The sequence below is a fragment of the Xanthobacter sp. genome (assembly GCF_041911315.1).
Classification (GTDB): Bacteria; Pseudomonadota; Alphaproteobacteria; order Rhizobiales; family Xanthobacteraceae; genus Xanthobacter; species Xanthobacter aminoxidans.
Genome location: NZ_JAYRPE010000017.1, coordinates 47,793 through 70,783, shown reverse-complemented (window position 1 = coordinate 70,783; position 22,991 = coordinate 47,793). Strand labels below are relative to the sequence as shown.

21 protein-coding genes are annotated in these 22,991 nt (G+C 67.0%); 7 read left to right on the top strand and 14 right to left on the bottom strand.

Features of this window, described 5'->3' with window-relative positions; genetic code table 11:
• Positions 1 to 226: 226 nt before the first annotated feature.
• Positions 227 to 2,170, bottom strand: a complete 1,944-nt coding sequence (gene dnaG / locus ACE3QW_RS06775; RefSeq protein WP_374250922.1) for a DNA primase — start codon at positions 2,168 to 2,170, stop codon at positions 227 to 229.
• A 423-nt stretch (positions 2,171 to 2,593) separates the two neighbouring features.
• On the opposite strand from dnaG, the gene ACE3QW_RS06770 reads away from it, so the two are divergent.
• Positions 2,594 to 2,884 carry a GIY-YIG nuclease family protein gene (locus ACE3QW_RS06770; RefSeq protein ID WP_374250921.1) on the top strand — a complete coding sequence of 97 codons (291 nt, stop codon included), beginning with the start codon at positions 2,594 to 2,596 and terminating at the stop codon, positions 2,882 to 2,884.
• A gap of 321 nt (positions 2,885 to 3,205) precedes the next feature.
• On the top strand, positions 3,206 to 4,621 hold the full coding sequence (locus tag ACE3QW_RS06765; protein WP_029557665.1) for a sodium:alanine symporter family protein: 1,416 nt from the start codon (positions 3,206 to 3,208) through the stop codon (positions 4,619 to 4,621).
• A 90-nt stretch (positions 4,622 to 4,711) separates the two neighbouring features.
• Here the strand turns inward: ACE3QW_RS06765 and ACE3QW_RS06760 are convergent, their stop codons facing one another.
• Complete coding sequence (locus ACE3QW_RS06760) at positions 4,712 to 5,170, bottom strand: GatB/YqeY domain-containing protein (RefSeq protein ID WP_024279938.1); 459 nt, start codon at positions 5,168 to 5,170, stop codon at positions 4,712 to 4,714.
• Between the two features lie 137 nt (positions 5,171 to 5,307).
• Between ACE3QW_RS06760 and carA the strand changes: the two genes are divergently transcribed.
• Positions 5,308 to 6,513: a glutamine-hydrolyzing carbamoyl-phosphate synthase small subunit gene (gene carA / locus ACE3QW_RS06755; RefSeq protein ID WP_374250919.1), complete on the top strand. Its 1,206-nt coding sequence runs from the start codon at positions 5,308 to 5,310 to the stop codon at positions 6,511 to 6,513.
• 79 nt (positions 6,514 to 6,592) lie between these two features.
• Here carA and ACE3QW_RS06750 read toward each other — a convergent pair whose 3' ends face one another.
• Positions 6,593 to 7,282: a GntR family transcriptional regulator gene (locus ACE3QW_RS06750; RefSeq protein WP_024279936.1), complete on the bottom strand. Its 690-nt coding sequence runs from the start codon at positions 7,280 to 7,282 to the stop codon at positions 6,593 to 6,595.
• 301 nt (positions 7,283 to 7,583) lie between these two features.
• Here ACE3QW_RS06750 and ACE3QW_RS06745 point away from each other — a divergent pair, with 301 nt between their 5' ends.
• From ACE3QW_RS06745 to oxlT (ACE3QW_RS06730), 4 genes are all read left to right on the top strand, one after another.
• A complete protein-coding gene (locus tag ACE3QW_RS06745) occupies positions 7,584 to 8,054 on the top strand; it encodes a CBS domain-containing protein (RefSeq protein WP_029557668.1) in 471 nt (156 codons plus the stop codon).
• Between the two features lie 252 nt (positions 8,055 to 8,306).
• Positions 8,307 to 9,536 (top strand): formyl-CoA transferase, encoded by a 1,230-nt coding sequence (gene frc, locus ACE3QW_RS06740; RefSeq protein WP_024279934.1) that lies wholly within the window; start codon positions 8,307 to 8,309, stop codon positions 9,534 to 9,536.
• A gap of 121 nt (positions 9,537 to 9,657) precedes the next feature.
• Positions 9,658 to 10,941 carry an oxalate/formate MFS antiporter gene (gene oxlT / locus ACE3QW_RS06735; RefSeq protein WP_051679118.1) on the top strand — a complete coding sequence of 428 codons (1,284 nt, stop codon included), beginning with the start codon at positions 9,658 to 9,660 and terminating at the stop codon, positions 10,939 to 10,941.
• A 654-nt stretch (positions 10,942 to 11,595) separates the two neighbouring features.
• Positions 11,596 to 12,903 (top strand): oxalate/formate MFS antiporter, encoded by a 1,308-nt coding sequence (gene oxlT / locus ACE3QW_RS06730; RefSeq protein ID WP_029557670.1) that lies wholly within the window; start codon positions 11,596 to 11,598, stop codon positions 12,901 to 12,903.
• 75 nt (positions 12,904 to 12,978) lie between these two features.
• Here oxlT (ACE3QW_RS06730) and ACE3QW_RS06725 read toward each other — a convergent pair whose 3' ends face one another.
• The 11 genes from ACE3QW_RS06725 to ACE3QW_RS06675 all read right to left on the bottom strand — a co-directional run bounded on the left by ACE3QW_RS06725 (position 12,979) and on the right by ACE3QW_RS06675 (position 22,972).
• Complete coding sequence (locus ACE3QW_RS06725) at positions 12,979 to 13,230, bottom strand: hypothetical protein (protein WP_029557671.1); 252 nt, start codon at positions 13,228 to 13,230, stop codon at positions 12,979 to 12,981.
• Between the two features lie 229 nt (positions 13,231 to 13,459).
• Positions 13,460 to 15,106 carry a glucose-6-phosphate isomerase gene (gene pgi / locus ACE3QW_RS06720; protein WP_374250917.1) on the bottom strand — a complete coding sequence of 549 codons (1,647 nt, stop codon included), beginning with the start codon at positions 15,104 to 15,106 and terminating at the stop codon, positions 13,460 to 13,462.
• Between the two features lie 16 nt (positions 15,107 to 15,122).
• Positions 15,123 to 15,833 carry a 6-phosphogluconolactonase gene (gene pgl / locus ACE3QW_RS06715; protein ID WP_374250916.1) on the bottom strand — a complete coding sequence of 237 codons (711 nt, stop codon included), beginning with the start codon at positions 15,831 to 15,833 and terminating at the stop codon, positions 15,123 to 15,125.
• Between the two features lie 8 nt (positions 15,834 to 15,841).
• Positions 15,842 to 17,317, bottom strand: a complete 1,476-nt coding sequence (zwf, locus tag ACE3QW_RS06710; RefSeq protein ID WP_029557674.1) for a glucose-6-phosphate dehydrogenase — start codon at positions 17,315 to 17,317, stop codon at positions 15,842 to 15,844.
• Positions 17,318 to 17,663: 346 nt separating this feature from the next.
• Positions 17,664 to 17,897, bottom strand: coding sequence for a 30S ribosomal protein S21 (rpsU, locus tag ACE3QW_RS06705; RefSeq protein WP_029557675.1), 234 nt, complete (start codon positions 17,895 to 17,897; stop codon positions 17,664 to 17,666).
• A gap of 235 nt (positions 17,898 to 18,132) precedes the next feature.
• A complete protein-coding gene (locus ACE3QW_RS06700; protein WP_024279927.1) occupies positions 18,133 to 18,405 on the bottom strand; it encodes a hypothetical protein in 273 nt (90 codons plus the stop codon).
• Between the two features lie 135 nt (positions 18,406 to 18,540).
• Complete coding sequence (locus ACE3QW_RS06695; RefSeq protein WP_374250915.1) at positions 18,541 to 19,653, bottom strand: 5-(carboxyamino)imidazole ribonucleotide synthase; 1,113 nt, start codon at positions 19,651 to 19,653, stop codon at positions 18,541 to 18,543.
• Positions 19,654 to 19,655: 2 nt separating this feature from the next.
• Positions 19,656 to 20,138, bottom strand: a complete 483-nt coding sequence (gene purE / locus ACE3QW_RS06690; RefSeq protein ID WP_029557677.1) for a 5-(carboxyamino)imidazole ribonucleotide mutase — start codon at positions 20,136 to 20,138, stop codon at positions 19,656 to 19,658.
• A gap of 79 nt (positions 20,139 to 20,217) precedes the next feature.
• Entirely contained in the window at positions 20,218 to 21,153 is a 936-nt protein-coding gene (locus ACE3QW_RS06685) for a lipid A biosynthesis lauroyl acyltransferase (RefSeq protein WP_374250914.1), read from the bottom strand.
• A 22-nt stretch (positions 21,154 to 21,175) separates the two neighbouring features.
• Positions 21,176 to 22,198: a zinc-binding dehydrogenase gene (locus ACE3QW_RS06680; RefSeq protein ID WP_024279923.1), complete on the bottom strand. Its 1,023-nt coding sequence runs from the start codon at positions 22,196 to 22,198 to the stop codon at positions 21,176 to 21,178.
• A gap of 21 nt (positions 22,199 to 22,219) precedes the next feature.
• Positions 22,220 to 22,972 carry an SDR family NAD(P)-dependent oxidoreductase gene (locus ACE3QW_RS06675; protein WP_374250913.1) on the bottom strand — a complete coding sequence of 251 codons (753 nt, stop codon included), beginning with the start codon at positions 22,970 to 22,972 and terminating at the stop codon, positions 22,220 to 22,222.
• Positions 22,973 to 22,991: the final 19 nt, after the last annotated feature.

The following is a 22,991-nucleotide window of genomic DNA, read 5'->3' as shown; positions in this document are numbered from 1 at the left end:
GCAGAACGGCGGCGCGGCTCCTCTGCCTCGCCACCTTTTGCCCTTGAACCCGGGAGCGGCCTTTTTGACGCCATCCCGTTAAACCAGCCTGAACGCGCTTCCAACCCCTATGGTCGTCGGCGGCAGGCTGCCTTCCGTCCCGTGGGCCGAAGCTTCGGCATGCACCCGCCCTGCGGGCCATGCCAGACGCTCTTGGCCAAATTGTGCCGCTCCGGCTTGCGCGCCCTTAAAGGGACCGCACGGCCGAACGACCCGAAGATGCACCGAACCCTTCCACCAGCGCCTCGGTCCCCTCGATCGCCGACAGGCGCTCGCGGACGTCCCTCAACCAGGCGAAATTGACCTCACTGGGATCCTCCCCCAGCGTGCGCTCGGCTTCCTTCAGCTCTCTAGATAGCGCGTGAGCCTTGCGATGCAAGGCCGTGCGCTGATGCCACCAGAGCCGAACATCGGCTTCTGCGGTATCCGAATAGGCTGGCCAGTCGTGGCGGGGGTTGGCGAGGGCCTTCACCCGGCGCGTCAGGGCGTCGAGATCCGAGCGGTCGAGATGCTCGGCGAGGGCCTCCGCATCCAGCCCCTCCAGGTGCGCCTCGATGAGCGCGCGGCGCAGCCGGTCGGCCTCCGGATTGGCGAGGGGCAGGCTCGACACCTCCTCGCCCGCCTCATCCAGAAGGAAGGGGTGGTTGATGAGGCAGAACAGCAGCAGCGCCTCGTTGCGCGGCAAGGCGGCCATGGGGCCGCGCACCAGCGCGCTCCTTGCAATCTCTTGTCCGCGCGGTGCCAGCGGCGGGGCGGAAGGCTTACCGGGAAACTTGCCGCCGCGCCCCCGTCCGGGGGTGAAACCGGGTGACCAGCTCTCCCGGCTGCCGCCCCCGCGACCGGGGCCGCGCGCGCGATCCGCGGGGGCCACGAGGGCGTTGAACCGGCCCATCAAATCCGCCCGGTAATGCTTGCGCACCGTCTCGTCGCCGATGGCGTTCACGACCTCGTTCAGCCGGCCTTCCAGGCCCGCCCGACGCTCCGGGGTCTCCAGCGAGGCATTTTCGCTTTCCCGCGCCCAGAGTTCCGCAGCGAGAGGGCGCGCCTGCGCCAGAACCTGCTCCATGGCCTCGCGGCCGGAGCGGCGAATCAGGTCGTCGGGGTCCTGCCCTTCCGGCAAGGCTGCGAAGGAGAGGCTGCGGCCGGCCTTGAGGTGCGGCAGGGCAAGGTCGATGGCGCGGTGGGCGGCGCGCCGGCCGGCCTTGTCGCCGTCGAACAGCAGCAGCGGCTCTTCCGACATGCGCCAGAGCAATTGCAGTTGGTCCTCGGTGAGGGCGGTGCCAAGCGGTGCCACGGCACCGGTGAAGCCCGCCTCCACCATGGCGATCACGTCCACATAGCCTTCCACCGCGATGACGCGGGCACCGGACTGGGCGGCGGTGCGGGCGGAAAAGCCGTTATAAAGCAAGGACCCCTTGTGAAAGAGCGGGGTCTCCGGGGAATTGAGGTATTTCGCCGGAACGTCCTTCTCCAGCGCCCGGCCGCCGAAGGCCACCACGCGACCCTTGAGGTCTGTGATGGGGAACATCACCCGGTCGCGGAAGCGGTCGTAGGGGACGGGAATGTCCTCGCCGGAGATGAGCAGGCCCGCCTCCACCATGTCGGCGACGGAAACGCCCTCCTTGCCCAGCGCCTCCTTCAGGTTGAATCGCTCGCCCGCCGCATAGCCGAGGCCGAATCGCTTCTGCGTGGCGGGGCCGATCTCCCGGTCGGCGAGATAGCCGCGCGCCTTGGCGCCGAGGCGGGACTGCAGGTTGGCCTCGAAATGCCTGGCTGCCAGCGCCATCACTTCATAGAGGGTGCGCCGCCGCTGCTCCTTCGCCGCCGCCTCCGGCGTCTCCTGCGGCAGGGACAGGCCCGCCATGGCGGCCAGCCGCTCCACCGCCTCGCCGAAGGAGGCCCCTTCCGTCTCCATCAGGAAATCGAACACGTCGCCGTGCTTGCCGGAGGAGAAGCAGTGGTAGAAGCCCTTCTGGTCATTGACGAAAAAGGACGGCGACTTCTCCGCGTTGAACGGCGAGAGCCCGGCGAACTCGCGCCCCTGCTTCTTCAGCTTCACCCGACGGCCGACCACCTCCGACACCGGAAGCCGGGCGCGGATCTCGTCGAGAAAGGCGGGTGAAAAGCGCATGGGCAGGCGGAGCCAGCAGTCTGTGAGGGGCGCGGGACGTCGGTCACCCAAAGTCAGGCGCCGGAAGATCAGCCCTTCAGTGTAGCCGGGAATGGGGGGAGGGGGAAACGGGGGGCCCCACAGAAGCAATGGCGTAGCTGAAGCCGCAGTCGTTCCCCGGACAAGCGACGGCGGAGCCGGAGCGCTGATCCGGGGCCCAGCGCAAGACTTCCGCGCAGCGGGGCAAAGCCTGAGGGCGGTGGGGTCAGGAAGCGCCTTCGGCGGTTCGTTGCGCTGGGCCCCGGCTCGCATTCCGCTGCGCTGCATGCGTCCGGGGCGCGAGAGCTGTTCTCCGGACAAGCGACGGCGGACGCCGGAGCGCTGATCTGGGGTAGGGGATACCTCTCCCGCGCAGCGGGGCCGAATCCTGTTACCTTCGGGCAAATGCCGAGCTTCGCCGTTTACATCCTCGCGAGCGGCCGCAACGGGACGCTTTATGTGGGCGTCACGAACGACTTGGCCCGCCGCCTGTTCGAGCACCGCTCCGGCGCCGTCCCCGGCTTCACCCGCAAATATGCCGTCTACCTCCTCGTGCATGTGGATCTGTTCGATGATCTGGACGCTGCCCGCGCTCACGAACGGCGGCTGAAGAGGTGGCACCGGGACTGGAAACTCGCCCTCATCGAAGGGGACAACCCCGACTGGCGCGATCTGGCGGAGGACTGGCTGTCCTGACCTGTTCCCCGGACAAGCGACACCGAAGGTGGAGCGCTGATCCGGGGGCCAGCGCAAGACTCCCCGCGAAGCGGGACGAAGCCTGAGAGCGATGGGGTTCGGAAGCGCCTCCGGCGGACTGTTGCGCTGGGCCCCGGCTCGCATTCCGCTGCGCTGCATGCGTCCGGGGCGCGAGAGTGGTTCACCCCCGCAATCCCCCTTATCCACACCCCTCCTGCCGTCTCCGAATTGTGTCCACAAAGTGGCGCACGCGGTGCGGGCAGGGATGGACCGCCACAGCCCCGCTGGTAAGCTTCACGGTTTCAGCGGGGGGTGGCCGACATGGATGCGGTGATCGATTTCCTCAACACCATCTTCTGGGGCTACATCCTGATCTACGGACTGCTGGCGGTGGGCGTGTATTTCACCCTGCGGCTCGGCTTCGTGCAGATCGTCCATTTCCCCGAGATGCTGCGGTCGGTGCTGCGCTCCAACGACACCGACAAATCGGGCATCACCCCGTTCCAGGCCCTGTGCACCTCGCTCGCCTCCCGCGTCGGCACCGGCAACATCGCCGGCGTGGCGGTGGCGCTCACCTTGGGCGGGCCGGGGGCCATCTTCTGGATGTGGGTGGTGGCGGCGCTGGGCATGGCCACCGCCTTTGCCGAGAGCACGCTGGCCCAGCTCTACAAGGTGAAGGACGAGGAGGGGCGCTATCGCGGCGGCCCGGCCTTCTACATCGCCCATGGCCTCAAGGCCTCGTGGGCGGGCGGGCTGTTCTCGGTCTGCCTCATCATCTCGTTCGGCCTCGTGTTTAACGCGGTGCAGGCCAATTCCATCGCCGATGCGGTGGAGGGCGCCTTCGGCGTGCCCAAGCTCGGCACCGGGCTGGTGGTGGCGCTCATGTCCGGCGTCATCATCTTCGGCGGCATCGCCACCATCGCCCGCACCGCGGAATTCGTGGTGCCCTTCATGGCCCTCGCCTATGTGGGCCTCGCCTTCTACGCGCTCGTGACCCACATCACCCTGGTGCCCGGCATCCTCGCCCACATCGTCGGCAGCGCCTTCGGCGTCGGCGCGGCGGCGGGCGGCGTCGCCGGCTCGGTGGCGGCGGCCATGATGAACGGGGTGAAGCGCGGCCTGTTCTCCAACGAGGCCGGCATGGGCAGCGCCCCCAACATCGCCGCCGTGGCGACGCCCGACCCGCACCATCCGGTGAGCCAGGGCTTCGTGCAGTCGCTGGGGGTGTTCATCGACACCATCGTCATCTGCACCGCCACCGCGCTGCTCATCCTCCTGTCGGAGGTGGTGCCCTCGGCGGAACTCACCGGCACCCAGCTCACCCAGGCCGCGCTGGAAGTGCATGTGGGGTGGCTCGGGCGCTATTTCGTGGCCATCGCCATCTTCTTCTTCGCCTTCACCTCCATCATCGGCAATTATTCCTATGCCGAAAACGCGCTGGTCTTCCTTGGCCACGGCCATGTCTCGGGCGTCATCATCCTGCGCGTCGCGCTGCTGGCCATGGTGGTGTGGGGATCGCTGCAGAGCGTCGCCACCGTGTTCAACACGGCGGACGCCTCCATGGGGCTGATGGCCTCCATCAACCTTGTCGCCATCGTCCTGCTCTCGGGCACGGTGGTGCGGCTGACGCAGGATTATATTACGCAGCGGAAGGCGGGCAAGGAGCCGGTGTTCGTCGCTGACGAGATGGCCGACCTGCCCCCCGGCGTCGACCGGAAGATCTGGAGCCGGAAATAGAAAAGGGGGCGGAATCGGACCCGGCATCTGCCGAACGTCACCGATTCCGCCCCCGAACAGCACCCGGAAAGGTGGTGTGAACCGGCCCGGTCAGGCCGCCGTCAACGCGTCCTTGACCCAGCCGGAGGCCTTGCCGAAATCCAGCGCGCCGGCATGGCGCTCCTTCAGAACGGCCATGGTGCGGCCCATGTCCTTGATGCCCTTGGCGTCGATCTCGGCGATCACCGCGGCGATGGCGGCGCGCGTGTCGGCCTCGGAAAGCTGTTTGGGCATAAAGGCCTGGATGTAGGTAATTTCCTCGCGCTCCTGCGCGGCAAGCTCGGGGCGACCCGCTTCGTCATAGATGCGGGCGCTCTCCTCCCGCTGCTTCACCATCTTGGCGAGCAGGGCGCGCAGTTCGTCGTCGGTGAGCGGGTCCTTGCCATGTCCCCGCTGCTCGATATCCCGGTCCTTGAGCGCCGCATTGATGAGGCGGAGCGTCCCGGTTCTCTTTTTATCCTGGGCCTTTAGCGCCTCTTTGAGGGCCGCGTTGATGTCGTCGCGAAGCACGATCGTCCGTCCTGTGTTGAATGGCGCCATTTCCGGCAGCAGGATCTCGCGGCCATCCGGCCGGCGGCGCTGAGGGCGCACAAATTCCTGCGAGAGGCGCTGGAAACGCGGCGCGCGAGCCTCTATCTAGGCGATCCATGACCAGCGAACAAGACCACGCCCCCAACGCCACCGAGGGTTGGGCCGAGCCCCGGCCCACCGCCCTGCTCGTGCTCGCCGACGGCACCGTGCTCGAAGGCTTCGGCATCGGCGCCACCGGCCATCTCGCCGGCGAAGTGTGCTTCAACACTGCCATCACCGGCTATGAGGAGATCCTCACAGATCCCTCCTATGCCGGGCAGATCATCACCTTCACCTTCCCGCACATCGGCAACGTGGGCACCAACGAGGAGGACATCGAGACGGTGTCCATGGCCTCGGCCTCCGGCGTGCGCGGGGTGGTGCTGCGCACCGCGGTGACGGACCCGTCCAACTACCGCGCCACCCGACATTTCGATGACTGGCTGAAGGCCCGCGGCATCCCCGGCATCACCGGCATCGACACCCGCGCCTTGACCGCCCTCATTCGTGAGGCTGGCATGCCCAATGCGGTCATCGCCCATGCCCCGGATGGCGTGTTCGACATCGAGGCGCTGAAGAAGGAAGCCCGCTCCTGGCCCGGCCTCGTCGGCATGGACCTCGTGCCCGGCGTCACCTCCATCCAGCGCTTCGACTGGGACGAGACCACCTGGAATCAGGAAACCGGCTATGGCCGGCAGGAGGCGCCGCGCCATCACGTGGTCGCCATCGACTACGGCGTGAAGCGCAACATCCTGCGCCTGCTCGCCCGCGCCGGCTGCAAGGTCACCGTGGTGCCCGCCACCACGTCGGCCGAGGATATCCTCGCGCTCCAGCCGGACGGCGTGTTCCTCTCCAACGGCCCCGGCGATCCGGCGGCGACGGGGGAATATGCGGTGCCGGTCATCCAGAAGGTGATCGAGAAGGGGGTGCCCACCTTCGGCATCTGCCTCGGCCACCAGATGATCGGCCTCGCGGTCGGCGGCCGCACGGTGAAGATGCACCAGGGCCATCACGGCGCGAACCACCCGGTCAAGGACCTCACCACCGGCAAGGTGGAGATCACCTCCATGAACCACGGCTTTGCCGTGGACCGCGACAGCCTGCCGAAGAATGCGGTGGAGACGCACGTCTCCCTGTTCGACGGCTCCAATGCCGGCATCGCGCTGGCCGACAAGCCGGTGTTCTCGGTGCAGTACCACCCCGAGGCGAGCCCCGGCCCGCAGGACAGCCACTATCTGTTCGATCGCTTCGTCACGATGATCGAGAAGCACAAGGCGGCCTGAGCCGTCTTCGCCCGGAAAGAAAAAGGGCCGGCGCGCAAGTGCCGGCCCTTTTCTGTTTTCGGTTCGCGCGGCGCGCAGGCTAGTTCAGGAACTCGCCATGCTCCGCCACATGCCTGGCGAGGCCGAGGGTGTGCTCGCGGACGAGGCGTTCGGCGAGGTCCGGATCGCGCTTCTCGATGGCCTCGACGATATGCGTGTGATCGACGATGGAGCGCTGGGCCCGGTGCGCCTGGCCGATCGTCACCTTGCGAACGCCGCGCATGTGGGGGAACAGGTTCTCCGTCGTCTCCGCGATCAGGGCGCAGCCGGACATGCGGATGATGAGCTTGTGGAAGGCGAGATTCGCCTCGGAATATTCGGAGACGAACTCTTCCGGGTTCCGGTTGGCGAAGGCGCGGACGTTCTCGCGCAGCTGGCGGATCTCGGTCTCGGTGGCGCGCTCGCAGGCGAGGCGCGCCGCCATGCTCTCCAGCGCCGCCCAGACGGTAATCATCTCGATGATTTCCTGCTTGGTCTTGCGCACCACGAAGATGCCCCGGCGCGGCACGGAGCGCACGAAGCCCTCCTGCTCAAGCAGCGTCATCGCCTCGCGGATGGGCGTGCGCGACACCCCGAGCTTCTCTGAAAGCTGGCGCTCCTCGAGGCGGATCTCCTCGGGGTGGCTGTAGATGTCCATCTCCATGATGGCCGCCTTCAGCGCCTTGTAGGCCTTCATCCGGAAGCTCGATTCCGTCTCGATCGGCTTCACGTTGATATCCTGGTACGTCATCGCACCCCTTCGCCTTAGGCTTTCGGCAGTCAGTCGGGCCTGAAGTGATTCCCGTCTTGCGCACCAAATACATCATATCACATGCGAGGAAGAGTGCGCCGGCAAGCAATGCCGCAGGTGTCCCGAAATCTTGTGGCAATGCAGCATCTTCTGCGCGGGTGCGGGACGCTTCTTGCGTTGACAGGATGTATTTTGAATACCACGATGATCCGAGGGAAGATGGGCGCAACAAGGCCCCGCCCTGCCCGGCGAAGCTTTCGCCGTGGCAATAGGCGAGCATTCGCCAGGGGAGGACACGCCAATGATTACCGTGGACGATATCCTGCGGGAAAAACGTGACACCCGCATCATCACCCTGCGCATGCATGAGACGGTGGCCGACGCCGTGCTCGTGATGAAGCGGGAGAACATTTCCTCCGTCATCATCAAGGACGTCTGCCGCACCGAGGGAAACACGGTGGTGGGCGTCTTCTCCGAGCGCGACGTGACCCGCGCGGTGCTGGAGCATGGGGCCAACACGCCGAAGGTGGTGCTGGCCTCGCTGCTGAAGCGGGAGGTCATCTCCTGCAGCCTCGAAGACACCATAGAGACCGTGCTGCGGCTGATGGTGGAGCACCAGGTGCGTCATCTCCCGGTCATGGAGAGCTACGCGCTGGTCGGTGTCATCAGCGCCACCGACCTGATGCGCCATTACCTTAAGGAATCCGAGACCCAACCTGCACTTCAGGTCGTCTCGGGCGGCATCGAGGCGGGTCTCGCCGCCCTGCGCTGAGGCGCGGGAGCTTTTCGGGGCCGCCTGTATCCCGCTGCGGCCCCGAGGTTTTTTCCTACTTTCGTCTAAGAATGACTCAAAACCCGTTTGCGAACGGACGAACGCAGTGTTACAGTTCTGTATCTGGCATACGTAATTCAAAACTTGAAATGCCAGGGGGTGGGTCCCTTCGATCGTATCTCCGAGGGGCGCATCCAAGCCGGCGCAGACCGGCACCGAAGGAACAGGGCAGGGAATTCCGGGAGTGGGTGCATGGGCAAGGCGCTTGACGGCGTGCGCGTCCTGGACATGACGCACGTTCAGTCCGGCCCCTCGGCGACGCAGCTTCTTGCGTGGCTGGGTGCGGATGTCATCAAGGTGGAAATGCCGCGGCGCGGGGACATCACCCGTTCGCAGCTCAGGGACAAGTCCAACGTGGACAGTCTCTACTTCACCATGCTTAACGCCAACAAGAAGAGCGTTACCCTCAACATCAAGACCCCCGCCGGTCAGGAGGCATTGAACCGCCTCGTGGAAACCTGCGACGTGATGGTCGAGAATTTCGGCCCCGGCGTGCTCGATCGCCAGGGCTTCGGCTATGAGCAGGTCCGCGCCCGCAATCCGCGCCTGATCTATGCCTCCATTCGCGGTTTCGCCGAAGCCTCGGGTGTCGACGCCAAGGCTTACGAGACCATAGCCCAGGCCATGGGCGGCGCGATGAGCACCACGGGCTGGCGCTCCGGACCGCCGACCGCTTCCAGCGCGCAGATCGGCGACACCGGCACCGGCATCCATTGTGTCGCCGGCATCCTCGCCGCGCTGTTCCAGCGCACGGTGACGGGCGAGGGCCAGAAGGTGGACGTGGCCATGCAGGACTGCGTGGTGAACCTCCTCCGGGTGAAGCTGCGTGACCAGCAGCGGCTCGATGCGGGCGCGCTCGCCGAATATCCCGGCGCGCCCTCGGGCGAATGCGTGCCGCGGGCCGGCAACTGCTCTGGCGGCGGCCAGCCCGGCGCGGCGCTGCGCTGCGCGCCCGGCGGCGAGAATGATTATTGCTACGTCATCATCCAGCCCCAGGGCTGGGCGCCGCTGATGCGGCTCGTGGGCCGCAAGGACCTGATCGACGATCCCAAATTCGCCTCCCACGAGGCCCGCGCCCAGCGGCTGGAGCAGTGCTTCGAGATCATCGAGCGCTGGACCGCCCGCCGCACCAAGTTCGAGGTGATGGAAGCACTCAACGCCATCGACGTGCCCTGCGGGCCGGTGCTTTCCACCAAGGACATCATGGACGACCGCGCGCTCTACGACCGCGGCTTCCTCGTGGAGGTGCCGCACCCCGAGCGCGGAACCTATGTGACGGTCGGCTCCCCCATCAGCCTGTCCGCAAACAACGTGCCGGTGGAGCGCGCGCCGCTCCTCGGCGAGCACACCGACGAGGTCCTCGCGAGCGTGGGCTTCTCGGCCGAAGAGATCGCCGGCATGCGTGCCGCCGGTGCCGTCTGACGGGGAGGGAACGAACCGTCCGAAAAACGAAACGCCGCGCCACGAGGGACAAAAAGAGGGTGGGGCGGTCAATCAGATCAAAAATATAAAAATGGTCTAAGGGGTAGGAAAAATGAGCGAAATGGCAGTGAAGGCGCCAGCGACAAATCGCTGGCTCCAGTTGGTGGCTGGCGTCGTCTGCATGGTGGCGGCAGCAAACATTCAGTATTCGTGGACTTTGTTCGTTCCTGAGATCGTTTCGGCGCACGGCTGGACCCGCGCGTCCGTCCAGGTGGCCTTCACCGTGTTCGTGGTGGTGCAGACCTGGCTCACCCCCATCGAGGGTTACTTCATCGACAAGTACGGCCCGCGCGTGATGGTGCTGGTCGGCGGCTTCTTCACCGGCCTCAGCTGGGTGATGAACTCCTATGCGGGTTCGCTCACCGCGCTTTATGTGGCGGCTGCCGTCGGCGGCATCGGCGTCGGCTGCGTCTACGCCACCTGCGTGAACGCCGCGCTGAAGTGGTTCCCGGACCGCCGCGGCCTCGCGGTCGGCCTCACCGCAGCCGGTTACGGCTCGGGCACGGTGCTGACCATCCTGCCCATTGCCGCGATGATCAAGTCGAGCGGCTACCAGGACACCTTCTTCACCTTCGGCCTCGTGCAGGGCGCGGTGATCATGCTCGCCGCCGGCTTCCTGCGTGCGCCGGGCAAGAGCGAGGTGACGTTCTCCTCGACGGTTGCCCAGTCCCGCCGGGACTATACGCTCGGCGAGGCCCTGCGCACCCCGGTGTTCTATGTGATGCTGACCATGTTCGTCCTCACCGTCTCCGGCGGCCTGATGGCGGTGGCGCAGCTGGGCGTGATCGCCGAGGATCTCGGCGTCAAGCACATCGACGTGAACCTGTACTTCTTCACCATGGCCGCGCTGCCCTTCGCGCTGATGCTGGACCGCATCCTGAACGGCTTCTCGCGTCCGTTCTTCGGCTGGATCTCCGATCATATCGGCCGTGAGAAGACGATGTTCTTCGCCTTCGCCATGGAAGGTATCGGCATTGTCGCGCTGGGCACGTTCGGCACTAATCCCTGGGCCTTCGTGATCCTGTCGGGCGTCGTCTTCCTCGCCTGGGGCGAAGTCTACTCCCTGTTCTCGGCCACGGCCGCGGATACCTTCGGTTCCAAGCACATCGGCAAGATCTACGGCATGCTCTACACCGCGAAGGGCTTTGCCGCCTTGCTGGTGCCGATGGCCAACCTGCTGATGGAAGCGACCGGCAGCTGGAGCACGGTGCTCTACACCGTCGCCGCCATGGACCTGACCGCCGCTTTCGGCGCCCTGTTCGTCCTGCGGCCCATGCTCGCCCGCCATCACCGGCTCAATGCCGAGGCGGCAGCTGCAACGGCCGCGCGTCAGGTGACAGCCTGAGGCTCTGTTCCGGGCGGTGAATGCCGCCCGGACATATAAGTCAGGCGCTGCCATGACGGCGCCGGCGTGTGGGAAAGGGGCGAGACCTCCCCGCGCACACCGAAATTCAATCCGCGCGGCCCGATCGCGCGCCAACGAGTCCCTCCACCGCCATCTGGCGGTCCCTCAAGCCCCGGCTTCGGCCGGGGCTTTTTTCGTTTGAGGCGCAGGGGAGGCAAGGCCGAGATGGTGCTGGTGATGCCGAATCCACTCCCGGCCGAGCAACGCCGTTCTGAAATGACGGGGGTTGGCCGGATTGCGGCGACGCTGTAGAAGTGCAGAGTGATTCGGTGTTTGTTTATATGTCTCAAGTACAGAATAGATTTATTCGGCTGTCGTGTTCTATCTGAGATTCCTGAAGTCGAGGAGCGGGACTGGGGTGCCCCTCTCTATTTACAGGCGGGATCTGGATCTGAGTTGCCGAATTGGCCCTCTAACGCCCGAATTACAGCGAAAAGTAACAGTTACATAGCCGTAACGGCATTCTGTATACCAGATTCTGTGTGCACCTTTCCCCACGGTTCGCGAACGGGTCGATGAACGGCCCGAACAAGAATGGCGACCGTCACGGGCCGTTCATCGCATTCGATGATCCCCAGTGAGAAAGGGAAGGAAATGGCTCAGAACTCCGCAGCGCCTGTCGGCGGCCCGATTGGAGGGCGTTGGCTGCAACTGCTCATCGGCGTGATCTGCATGTCGATGATCGCCAATCTTCAGTATGGGTGGACGCTGTTCGTCGAGCCCATGAACGAGAAGCACCAGTGGGGCCGCGCCTCCATCCAGGTCGCCTTCACCATCTTCGTGCTGTTCGAGACCTGGCTGGTTCCGGTCGAGGGCTGGTTCGTGGACAAGTTCGGCCCGCGGATCGTCGTGTTCATCGGCGGTATCCTGTGCGCCCTGTCGTGGTTCCTGAATTCGCGGGCCGACAGCCTCGCCATGCTCTATGTCTCGGCAGCCCTGGGCGGCACCGGCGCGGGCGCGGTCTATGGTACCTGCGTCGGCTCCGCGCTGAAGTGGTTCCCGGATCGTCGCGGTCTCGCCGCGGGCATCACGGCCGCCGGTTTCGGCGCCGGTTCCGCGCTCACGATCGTACCCATCGCGGCCATGATCAAGTCGCAGGGCTATGAGCACACCTTCCTGTTCTTCGGCCTGATGCAGGGCGCGGTCGTGATGGTGCTCTCCCTTCTGCTGCAGGCGCCGAAGGAAGGACAACTGCCCGCGGTCAAGGCTTCGGCCACCCAGAGCCGTCGCAACTACGGCCCCGGCGAGATGGTGAAGGCCCCGGTGTTCTGGGTCATGTACCTCATGTTCGTGCTGGTGGCGGCTGGTGGCCTCATGGCGACCGCACAGCTCGGCTCCATCGCCAAGGACTTCAAGATCGCCGACGTGCCGGTCTCCATCATCGGCCTGACCATGCCGGCGCTGACCTTCGCCCTGTCCATCGACCGCGTGCTAAACGGCCTCACCCGTCCCTTCTTCGGCTGGGTGTCGGACAACATCGGCCGTGAGAACACCATGTTCATCGCCTTCGGCCTCGAAGCGGTGGGCGTGCTGGCCCTGGCCCACTTCGGCTCCAACCCGGTGCTGTTCGTGCTGCTGACCGGCCTCGTGTTCTTCGCCTGGGGTGAGATCTACTCGCTCTTCCCCGCCACCTGCGGCGACACCTTCGGCGGCAAGTTCGCCACCACCAATGCCGGCCTTCTCTACACCGCCAAGGGCACGGCCTCGCTGGTGGTGCCGATGGCCTCGGTGGCTGTGGCCAGCCTCGGCAACTGGGACCTGGTGTTCATGATCACCGCTGCGGTCAACGCGATCGCCGCTCTCATGGCCATCTTCGTGCTGAAGCCGATGCGCACCCGCTTCGTTGCCGGCGCCGCTGCCCAGGCTGCGGCCCAGCCGGCAAGCGCGAAGGTCACTGGCTGAGGCTCTGCCTCAAACGTTCGGCCCACCTACCCCGGGCCCAACTGAGGGAGCGGCTTGCCGCTCCCTTCTTTTTGGTCAGTTGCCGCGCGGGACCGCGGTGAAGGGGCCGGCATGAACCATGACGAGGTTTGAGACCGCGCCCTTCGTGTCGGTCGAGGGGGCAACGCGGGCAACGCGCGGCTCGGGCGTCTGCAGCAGGACATCCTCGATCGGAATGCCAGGGCCGCCGGCCACCGTCATGTACGGCTTCTGTGCCGTCAGGCCGTTGGCGGCGAAGGTGAGGACAATCCCGAAAAGGCCGAAAGCCGTAAGCTCAAGCGCGTTCATAACTCTCTCCCGGCATGATGCCGAAGGGATGCGGCGCGTTTCGCCGGGCTTGATCCAATTCGCCCGACGCCTCCGCGTCCCGGTACAGTCACCTTGTACCGCGCTTGTCCAATCTCGTGGTATACAAAATACGCAGAGGCGGACCCGCAATGCTGCATAGCAACATTGCCCCTCGCCGCCGGCAAGCGCGCACAAGCGCGCAGGCGCGCGTCATCCGAAAGCAGTCACTTCAGGCTTGAGCCAGACCGCCAAGGTAGGCCAGGAGGCCGGCTGTTGACCCCGATGCGCCGGGGGGGAGGGCTCCGCCTTCGACGGCGGGGAGGAACTGCGTCGCCAGTTCCTTCCCAAGCTCCACGCCCCACTGGTCGAAGGCGTTGATGCCCCACACTGCGGCCTCGACGAACACCCGATGCTCATAGAGCGCGATGATGCGGCCGAGGGAGAAGGGGTCGAGCTCCGCATAGGCGATGGTGATGGAGGGCCGGTCGCCGGGGAACACCCGATGGGGGGCGATCGCGGCGACCTGTTCGGCCGAAAATCCCTTCTGGACGAGTTGGGCCGCGGCCTCCTCGAGGGTTCGGCCGCGCATCAGGGCTTCCGCCTGGGCGAGGCAGTTGGCCACCAGAAGGTTCTGGTGATTCTTCAGGTTCGGCTCGTGGCCCTGCGCGGCGATGAGGAATTCCACCGGCACGGTGTCGGTGCCCTGGTGGAGCAGCTGGAAGAACGCGTGCTGGGCATTGGTGCCCGGCTCCCCCCAGACGATGGGGCCCGTGCCACGCACGGCAGGCCGGCCATCGCGCGTGACGCCCTTGCCGTTGCTCTCCATGTCGAGCTGCTGGAGATAGGCCGGCAGGCGCGCGAGGCGCTGGTCGTAGGGAATGATGGCGCGGCTGGGATAGCCGCAGATGTTGCGGTGCCAGATCCCGACGAGGCCCAGCAGCACCGGCATGTTCTGGTCCAGCGGCGCGGAGCGGAAATGCTCGTCCATGGCGGCGGCGCCGGCGAGGAACTCGCCGAAGCGATCTGGCCCGATGGCGATCATCACCGGCAGGCCGATGGCCGACCACACTGAATAGCGGCCGCCCACCCAGTCCCAGAAACCGAAGGTTCGCTCGCGCGAGATGCCGAAGGCCTCAACCCGATCAAGGGACGTGGAGACGGCGGCGAAATGGTCACCCACGGCGGCCTCGCCGAGCGCATCCGCGATGAAGGCGCGGGCCGTGCCCGCATTGCACATGGTCTCGACGGTGGTGAAGGTCTTGGAGGCGACGATGAACAGCGTCGTTGCCGGATTGAGCCCCTTGAGGGTATCGGCGATGTGGGCGCCATCCACGTTGGAGACGAAGTGGCAGCGGGGACCGTCGTGATAGGGCGCGAGAGCCCCCGTCACCATGGCCGGGCCGAGATCCGAGCCGCCGATGCCGATGTTCACCACGTCGGTGAAGGCGTTGCCGCGCGCACCGGCGATGCGCCCCTCGCGCACCGCATAGGCGAAGGCGGTGAGATTGCGCAGGGTCTCGTCCACGCCGGTCTTCACGTCGATGCCGTCGACGGGAATGCTCTCGTCCGAGCGGTTGCGCAGCGCCGTGTGCAGCACCGCCCGGTCCTCGGTGAGGTTGATGTGGTCGCCGGCGAACATGGCGTCACGCAGCTGTTCCACACCCGCGGCGCGGGCGAGATCCAGCAGCTGCGCCAGAGTCTCGTCGGTGATGGCGGTCTTGGAGAAATCGAGCAGCAGATCACCGTAGCTGGTGGAGAAGCGCTCGAAGCGATCGGGGGCGGCGAACAGGTCGGCGATGCGCCCGGTCCGGCCTTTCCAGGCGGCGTCGAGGGCGGCGAAGGCGGCGTCGGTCGCGCTCGGCTGGGCTTCAGTCATGGCTCGGACCTCTTGTTCAGGGGCACCACATCACGTCGAGGGGCACACGCGCCCTGAGGACGGAGCGGATGGGCAACTCTTCAACGGGGCCGCCGGCGCAGGCGCGCTCCAGCACTGCGCGCTTGGTCATGCCCTCGATGTGCAGCACCAGCGTGTCGGCTGAAACCAGCCGGGGCAGGGTGAAGGTGATGCGCGGCTCGCCCGCCGCATCCGCGCGCACGGCGGCGAGGATTTCGGGCGTCGCGGGATCGATGGCTCCGGCAAGCGTCTCGGCGCCGGGGAAGAAGGAGGCGGTATGCCCGTCGTCTCCCATGCCGAGCACCACGGCCGCGAAGGGGGAGGGGAGGGCGGCGACCCGCCCGGTGGCCTCCGCAAGCCCGTCCTCCGGCGTCGCCGCTCCGGTATAGAGCGGCACGAAGCGGGCGTCCGCCGCCGGTCCCTTCAGAAGATGGCGGCGCACCAGAGCGGCGTTGGATCGCTCCGACGTCTCCGGCACCCAGCGCTCGTCCACGAGCGTCACCGCCACACGGGACCAGTCGATCGGCGCGCCGGAGAGGGTTTCGAAGAAGGCGAGCGGGGTGCGCCCGCCCGAGACGGCGAGGCTCGCCATGCCGTCGCGGGCGATGCGGCGGCGCAGGGCCTCGGCCACATGGGCGGCAAGCGCCCGGGCGAGGCCGGCCGAATCCTCATAGGTGTTGAGGGCGATGGGTGTGGTCGGCGGGGTCACGGGAAGCCTCAGGCGTCATCGGTCCAGGTGCGCCCGTCCCGTTCGATCAGGGCGATGGCGGCGGAAGGCCCCCATGTCCCGGCCGTGTAGGGCTTGGGCTGGTCGCGCGAGGCCCGCCATGCGTCGAGGATGGGATCCACCCAGCGCCAGGCGGCTTCCACCTCGTCGCGACGCATGAACAGGGTCTGGTTGCCGCGCACCACGTCCATGATAAGCCGCTCGTAGGCGTCCGGGTTCCGCACGCCGAAGACGGAGGCGAAGCTCATGTCCAGCGGCACATGCTGCAGGCGCATGCCGCCGGGGCCGGGATCCTTGATCATCAGCCAGAGCTTCACGCCCTCGTCCGGCTGCAGGCGGATCACCAGGCGATTGGCCATGATGGGGCCGGCGTGGTCGTCGAACACCGAATGGGGAATGGGCCGGAACGCCACCACGATCTCGGACACGCGCGAAGCGAGCCGCTTGCCCGTGCGCAGGTAGAACGGAACGCCGGACCAGCGCCAGTTGCCGATCTCCGCCTTGATGGCGACGAACGTCTCGGTGCTGCTCTCGCCGGAGCCGAGCTCCTCCAGATAGCCGGGCACCGCCCCGCCGGCCGAGGCGCCGGCGCGATACTGGCCGCGCACCGTCATCTGCGCGAAATTGCTCTCGTTGATGGGCTCCAGCGCCTTGAGCACCTTCAACTTCTCGTCGCGCACCGCGTCGGCGTCGAGCGAGACGGGCGGCTCCATGGCCACGAGGCAGAGGAGCTGGAGGATATGGTTCTGCACCATGTCGCGCAGCGCGCCGGCGGTGTCGTAATAGCCGGCGCGGCCGGCGGTGCCGATGCTTTCGGCCACGGTGATCTGCACATGGTCGATGTGCGCGTTGTTCCACACCGGCTCGAACAGGGCGTTGGCGAACCTGAGCGCCATCAGGTTCTGCACCGTCTCCTTGCCGAGATAGTGGTCGATGCGGAACACCGCCTCCTCGCGGAAGACGCGCCCGACCGCCGCATTCACCTTCTGGGCGGAGGCGAGGTCCTTGCCCACCGGCTTTTCCACCACCACGCGGGACAGGTCGGTGACCAGACCGAACGCGCCGATGCGCGCGCAGATGGGATCGAACAGGTCCGGCCCCACAGCCAGATAGAAGACGCGGACGCGATCTTCCCCCGCCTTCAGCGTCGCGGCGAGATCGGGCCAGCCCTCGTCGGAGAGGGCATCGACCGCCACATAGGTCAGACGGTTGAGGAAGCGGGCCAGCACCGCCTGGTCCACGTCCTCGACACCATCCGCAACGCCGAGCGCATCACGGGCGAAGGCACGGAAGTCGTCATCGGGCAGAGGGCGGCGGGAGGTGCCGATGATGCGCGCGTCGTCCGGCATCTGGCCGGCGAGGTCGCGCTCGAACAGCGCTGGAAGGAGTTTGCGACGGGCGAGATCGCCGGTGGCACCGAAGACGACGATATCGAAGGGCTCGACAGTGACCACGCGCGCGACCATTCGGCCTTTCTCCCTCATCGGAGGCCTTGCGCCCCCTGCGCCGACCGGCCGACCCGCAGCCGGATCAAGGCCCGGCATGCCGGCGCAACGGCAGTCTAGAGCAGGCGTCGATCGGATTGCACCGCAATCTGAGCGAACACCACTTTCTCTTCCCACGGCTTCGGAGACAGGCGCGCGACAGGCGGGAGCGTGGCGCCAGGCGGCGCACGAAAATGCCCGGCCGCCATAAAAGCAAATCCGCGCGACCGGGATCGCGCGGATGCAAAAGCTCATAAACCGACTGAGGGAACGCTTTCGACGGTCAGCTCGAATGCCCGGCGTTGCGGACCTCAGCGACCTGGGCGTTTCAGCGGGTGGTGGGGCGCGGCTTGGACGGAATCAGGCCTTCGCGCTGGGCGCGCTTGCGGGCCAGCTTGCGTGCACGGCGGATGGCCTCGGCCTCCTCGCGGGCGCGCTTCTCGGACGGCTTCTCGTAGTGGCCACGCAGCTTCATCTCGCGGAAGATCCCCTCGCGCTGCATCTTCTTCTTGAGCGCCTTGAGGGCCTGATCGACGTTGTTATCGCGGACGAGAACTTGCACGTGTTTACCTCTTCGAGCTGTTGCGCCGAGCCGGAGCCTTACCTGATCTGAAACATCGGACCGCAGAAGATGGCGCGTGCGCCTGTCCTCGACCTGTCCGAAGGAAGCGCTCTCTTACCAGAAGAGGTGCAGCTTGTCCACACGCCTCGCAACGGCGAAAACGGGAGGCGGCGCCTTGCGCCGGCTCACTTTCCCGCGCGCCGGCATCGACTCGCGGGGTACTTCGCCGAACGCGTCAGCCGGCCGTCGTCAGGCCGGATTCGCTCCGGGCGGGCAGCATGAAGATCGGGGTGCCGCTCTTCTGCGCCTCGCGGCAGAGGGCGTCGAGCTCGCTGCGGATGGCGGCATCGGAGAAGCAGGTGGCCGCCTCGCGGATGCCCTGCATGAAGCGCAGTTCGATCTGGATGACCCGCCAGCTGCAATAGCGCCCGGACCGGGCCATATGCCGTGCAAGGTCGCGCAGCCATTCGGAGAAGCGGTCCTTGATGCGATCGTCGGACAAAGACATCTGCCACCACAGTTTCGGATCATGGCTTCGACGGTACAAAAAAACCGCCGTGGACGCCCGATTCATGCGTCAAACGCTGCGATGCGTCATCATGGCGATTCGTCTCAGTCCCTAGGGGAAGAGCCGGCTCACGAGTCAGCAGCCTTCGCCATCCGGCACGTTCGCGCAGGCTTCGGGATCGCGCGCGACCCGCACCACATGGCCCATCTTGCGGCCGGCGCGGGCTTCTTCCTTGCCATAGAGGTGCAGGTGCGTGCCCGGCTCTGCGAGGAGAGCGTGCCAGTCATGCACGTCCGCACCGATGAGATTGGTCATCTGCGCCCGACCGAGGCGCGAGACCTCGCCGAGGGGCCAGCCGGCGATGGCGCGCACATGCTGCTCGAACTGGGAGGTGACGGCGCCGTCCTGGGTCCAGTGGCCGCTGTTGTGCACGCGCGGGGCGATCTCGTTGACGATCACCCGCTCGCTCGACCCCTGGCAGACCACGAACAGCTCGACCGCGAACACGCCCTCGTAGTCGAGCGCGTCGCCGATGTCCCGCGCGATGGCTCGGGCCTTGCGCGCCGCATCGGCGGTGAGCGTCGCGGGAACGGTGGAGGTGTGCAGGATGTGCTCGCGGTGCACGTTCTCGGTCACGTCATAAGCGCAGAAGGCGCCGTCGCCGCGACGGGCCGCGACCACGGACACCTCGCGGACGAAGCTGACAAAGCCTTCGAGGATGGCACTCTGCCGTCCGAGGGCGTGCCACGCGGCGGTGAGATCCTCGCCGGGGCGGATCATCACCTGCCCCTTGCCGTCATAGCCGAAGCGGCGCGTCTTCAGCACGGCAGGCAGGCCCAGCTGCGCAACCGCGGCTTCGAGATCGGCGAGGCTGTCCACTGCGGCGAAGGGCGCGGTCTCGATGCCGAGGTCGCGCACGAAGCTCTTCTCCGCGAGCCGGTCCTGCGTGATGGCGAGCGCCTTGGCGCCGGGCCGCAGCGGCACCCGCGCGGCGAGGAACTCGGCGGTGGCCAGCGGTACGTTCTCGAACTCGTAGGTCACGACGTCGACCCCGGCCGCGAAGCGCGCCAGCGCGTCGAAATCGTCATAGGCGGCGCAGATATGGGCGGCGCTGACGTGGAAGGCGGGGCTGTCCTTGTCCGGGCACAGTACATGCGCCTTGAGGCCAAGCTCCGCTGCCGCGAGCGCGATCATGCGGCCGAGCTGCCCGCCGCCGAGGATACCGATAACACTACCGGGCTTGAGCATGGTCAGACCGGCCGTTCCGCCACCGCTTCCGTGCGCGCGGCGCGCCAGGCGTCGAGCCGGTCGGCGAGGGCGGGGTCGGAGAGCGCCAGCACGGCGGCCGCCAGCAGGGCGGCGTTGGTGGCGCCCGCAACGCCGATGGCCAGCGTACCGACCGGGATTCCGGCCGGCATCTGCACGATGGAATAAAGGCTGTCGAGGCCGGAGAGCGCCTTGGACTGCACCGGCACGCCGAACACCGGCAGGGGCGTCAGCGCCGCCACCATGCCCGGCAGGTGCGCCGCGCCGCCGGCACCGGCGATGATGACCTTGAAGCCGTCCGCCTTCGCGCTTCTGGCGAAGGCATACATGCGATCCGGCGTGCGGTGGGCGGAGACGATGCGGCAGTCGTGCGTGATCCCGAGCGCATCCAGCGTCTCGGCCGCATGGCGCATGGTCTCCCAGTCGGACTGGCTGCCCATGATGACGGCAACGTCAGCCGTGCTCATCCCTCATACCTTCGCGAAAACGGAAAGCGCGGGCTTTATAGGATTGGCCGGGGCGCGGCAAGGGGGAGGGGCGGGAACCTCACCGCCAGCGGCGGTGGAGCCAGAGCCATTGTTCGGGATATTCGCGCACCCAGCCCTCGATGACTGACGTGACGGCCTGCATGGCGCCCACCACCTCGATCTTGCCCTCGCCGTCGCGGGGGAGGGCGATTTCCTCGGTGATCTCCACTCGGAAGCGGGCGCCGGGCAGGCGGATGACGCGCATGCCGTGCACCGGGCAATCGAACTGGCGGGCGAGGCGGGCGAGCGTCGGGTTGGTGGCGCAGGGGCGGCCGAAGAACATCACCGGCGGACCGCCGGTCCAGTACTGGTCGATCAGCATGCCCAGATGCTGCCCCTCGGCCAGCATGCGCGCCATCTGGCGGCCCGCATCGCGGCCGGCGCGCACGAGGCCGGGCATGGTGCCGGAGCGCATCTCCTCGATCAGCTCGGCGGCGCGCTTGTTGTTGGGCGCGCGATAGAGCACGCCGCCCGGCACGCCGAACGCGGCGCCGGCGATGGCGCACAATTCCCAATTGCCGGTATGGGCGGTGAAGAACAGCGCGGGGCGGCCGTCGTCCCGCAGGCGCTGGAAGATTTCCGCGCCCTTCACCTCGATCCGGCCCGCGTTCGGATGCGCGGGATCGTAGTCCCACAGGCGATCCTGCTGGGCGAACTCGGCGGCGAGGCGGCCCATGTTGGCCCAGATGCCGCGGATGAGGGTGTTGATTTCCGCCGGGCTCTTCTCCGGGTAGGCAGCGGCGAGATTGCGCCGCGCCACCTTGCTGACCGCGAAGAACGGGCCGAGCAGCTTGGCCCAGAAGGCCATGCCGCCGGCCGAGAGCCACAGCGGCCACAGGCGCAGCCACCACACGGAGAAGCGCACGTAGCCCGCGACCAGCACCTCGATGGCGGGCGCGAGCGCCAGCTTCAGCCGATGGATGGCCTTGCGGACGGGGAGGGGGAGCCGGGCCACGGTTGCGTGCGCCGCCCCCGCCTCAGAACTTCACCACGATCTTGCCGAACACCTTGCGGCTTTCCAGCCGCTCCAGGCCCTCGTTGAAGTTCTCCAGCGGCACCACGGTGTCGATGACGGGCTTGACGCCCCGGCCCATCTTCTCGAGCCCGTCCGCCACGTTGCGGATGGTGGCGCCGAACGAGCCGAAGATCTTGTACTGGCGCTGGAACAGCTGCATCAGGTTCATCTGCACCGAGACGCCCGAGGTGGAGCCGCAGGTGACGAGCCGCGCGCCGGGCTTCATGGAGAGCAGCGAGGCGTTCCAGGTGTCGGCGCCCACATGCTCGAACACCACGTCCACGCCCACCTTCTTGGTGATCTTGCGGACCTCGTGCTCGAAACGGTCCTTGCGGTAGTTGATGACGTGGTCGGCGCCCAGCGCCTTCGCCTTTTCCATCTTCTCGTCATCGCCCACGGTGGTGATGACGGTGGCGCCCACGTCCTTGGCGAGGCGGATGGCGGCGGAGCCGATGCCCGAGCCGCCGGCATGGACGAGCACGGTCTCGCCCTTCTCCAGCTTCGCATTGTCGAACAGCATATGCTCGACGGTGGAGAAGGTGATGCCGGCGCAGGCCGCTTCCTCGAAGGAGACGCCCTCAGGGGCGGGGATCACCAGTCGCTCGGGCATGTTCAGCACGTCGCGGGCGAAGCCGTCGATGTGGAAGCCGAGCACGCCGCCCACGTTCTGGCAGAGGTTGTCGCGGCCCTTCAGGCAGTTGGCGCAGTGGCCGCAGGTCATGGCGCCGTACATGGCGACCGTCTGGCCGACCTTGAGGCCGCGCACGTCGGCGCCCAGCGCCACGATCTCGCCGGCGGCCTCGGCGCCCACCACGAGGGGCATCTTGCGCTTGGCGAAGGCCATGCCGCGCCAGCCCCACACGTCGATGTGGTTGAGCGCCAGCGCCTTCACCCGGATCTGCACCTCTCCGGCGCCCGGGGCTTCCGCCTCGGGGAGATCGACGAGTTCGAGCTTGCGGTCGGAGACGAGCTGGAGGCCACGCATTGTTATTCTCAAAAGGTTGGATCAGCGGTGGGCGGCGAGCGAGGCGGAGAGCCCGCCATCCACCGGCAGAATGGCGCCGGTCATATAGCCCGCGCCGGGGGAGAAGAGAAAGGCCACCACCTGTGCCACGTCGTCGGGGGTGGCGAAGCGGCCGGCGGGGATCTGCGCCTCCATCTTCGCCCGATAGTCCGCGAACTTCTCCAGCATGGCGGTATCGATGAAGCCGGGGGCGACATAATTCACCGTCACGCCGCGCCGTGCGGTCTCGATGGCGAGGCCGCGCACATGGGCGAGCAGGGCGGCCTTGGACGCGGCATAGGCGGCATTGCCCTGGTTCGCCTGCAGTGCCGCCACCGAGCCGATGGCGACGATGCGGCCGGCCCTGGCGCGGGTCATGGGACGCACCAGAGCACGGGCGAGGCGCACGAAGGCGAAGTGGTTCACCTGCATCACCGCCTCGGCCTTGTCCTGGTCGATCATGGCGGCGAGCGTGTCGTAGGAGGCGCCGGCGTTGTGGCAGAAGCCGAAGTAGGTCTCCCCGGCCTCCAGTTCTTCGGCGAACGCCTCCACCGCCGCGCGGTCGGCGAGGTCGAGGGGGCGAGCCGAGATGACGGCACCGGGCGTCGCCGCACGGACGTAGGCGATCAGCGCCTCCGCCTCGGCGACCGCCGAGCGGTAGGTGAAGACGACGGGATAGCCGGCCTCGGCGAGCCGCCGCACGATGGCCGAGCCAAGCCCGCGGCCGCCGCCGGTGACGAGGATGGGAGCGGTCATCGGTTGAGGCCAGTTCCGG

Excerpts from the sequence above, each read along its gene's own strand:
- dnaG (WP_374250922.1), bottom strand. The coding sequence starts at position 2,170 with ATGCGCTTTTCACCCGCCTTTCTCGACGAGATCCGCGCCCGGCTTCCG.
- ACE3QW_RS06770 (WP_374250921.1), top strand. The coding sequence starts at position 2,594 with ATGCCGAGCTTCGCCGTTTACATCCTCGCGAGCGGCCGCAACGGGACG.
- ACE3QW_RS06765 (WP_029557665.1), top strand. The coding sequence starts at position 3,206 with ATGGATGCGGTGATCGATTTCCTCAACACCATCTTCTGGGGCTACATC.
- carA (WP_374250919.1), top strand. The coding sequence starts at position 5,308 with ATGACCAGCGAACAAGACCACGCCCCCAACGCCACCGAGGGTTGGGCC.
- ACE3QW_RS06750 (WP_024279936.1), bottom strand. The coding sequence starts at position 7,282 with ATGACGTACCAGGATATCAACGTGAAGCCGATCGAGACGGAATCGAGC.
- ACE3QW_RS06745 (WP_029557668.1), top strand. The coding sequence starts at position 7,584 with ATGATTACCGTGGACGATATCCTGCGGGAAAAACGTGACACCCGCATC.
- frc (WP_024279934.1), top strand. The coding sequence starts at position 8,307 with ATGGGCAAGGCGCTTGACGGCGTGCGCGTCCTGGACATGACGCACGTT.
- oxlT (WP_051679118.1), top strand. The coding sequence starts at position 9,658 with ATGGCAGTGAAGGCGCCAGCGACAAATCGCTGGCTCCAGTTGGTGGCT.
- oxlT (WP_029557670.1), top strand. The coding sequence starts at position 11,596 with ATGGCTCAGAACTCCGCAGCGCCTGTCGGCGGCCCGATTGGAGGGCGT.
- ACE3QW_RS06725 (WP_029557671.1), bottom strand. The coding sequence starts at position 13,230 with ATGAACGCGCTTGAGCTTACGGCTTTCGGCCTTTTCGGGATTGTCCTC.
- pgi (WP_374250917.1), bottom strand. The coding sequence starts at position 15,106 with ATGACTGAAGCCCAGCCGAGCGCGACCGACGCCGCCTTCGCCGCCCTC.
- zwf (WP_029557674.1), bottom strand. The coding sequence starts at position 17,317 with ATGGTCGCGCGCGTGGTCACTGTCGAGCCCTTCGATATCGTCGTCTTC.
- ACE3QW_RS06700 (WP_024279927.1), bottom strand. The coding sequence starts at position 18,405 with ATGTCTTTGTCCGACGATCGCATCAAGGACCGCTTCTCCGAATGGCTG.
- ACE3QW_RS06695 (WP_374250915.1), bottom strand. The coding sequence starts at position 19,653 with ATGCTCAAGCCCGGTAGTGTTATCGGTATCCTCGGCGGCGGGCAGCTC.
- purE (WP_029557677.1), bottom strand. The coding sequence starts at position 20,138 with ATGAGCACGGCTGACGTTGCCGTCATCATGGGCAGCCAGTCCGACTGG.
- ACE3QW_RS06680 (WP_024279923.1), bottom strand. The coding sequence starts at position 22,198 with ATGCGTGGCCTCCAGCTCGTCTCCGACCGCAAGCTCGAACTCGTCGAT.
- ACE3QW_RS06675 (WP_374250913.1), bottom strand. The coding sequence starts at position 22,972 with ATGACCGCTCCCATCCTCGTCACCGGCGGCGGCCGCGGGCTTGGCTCG.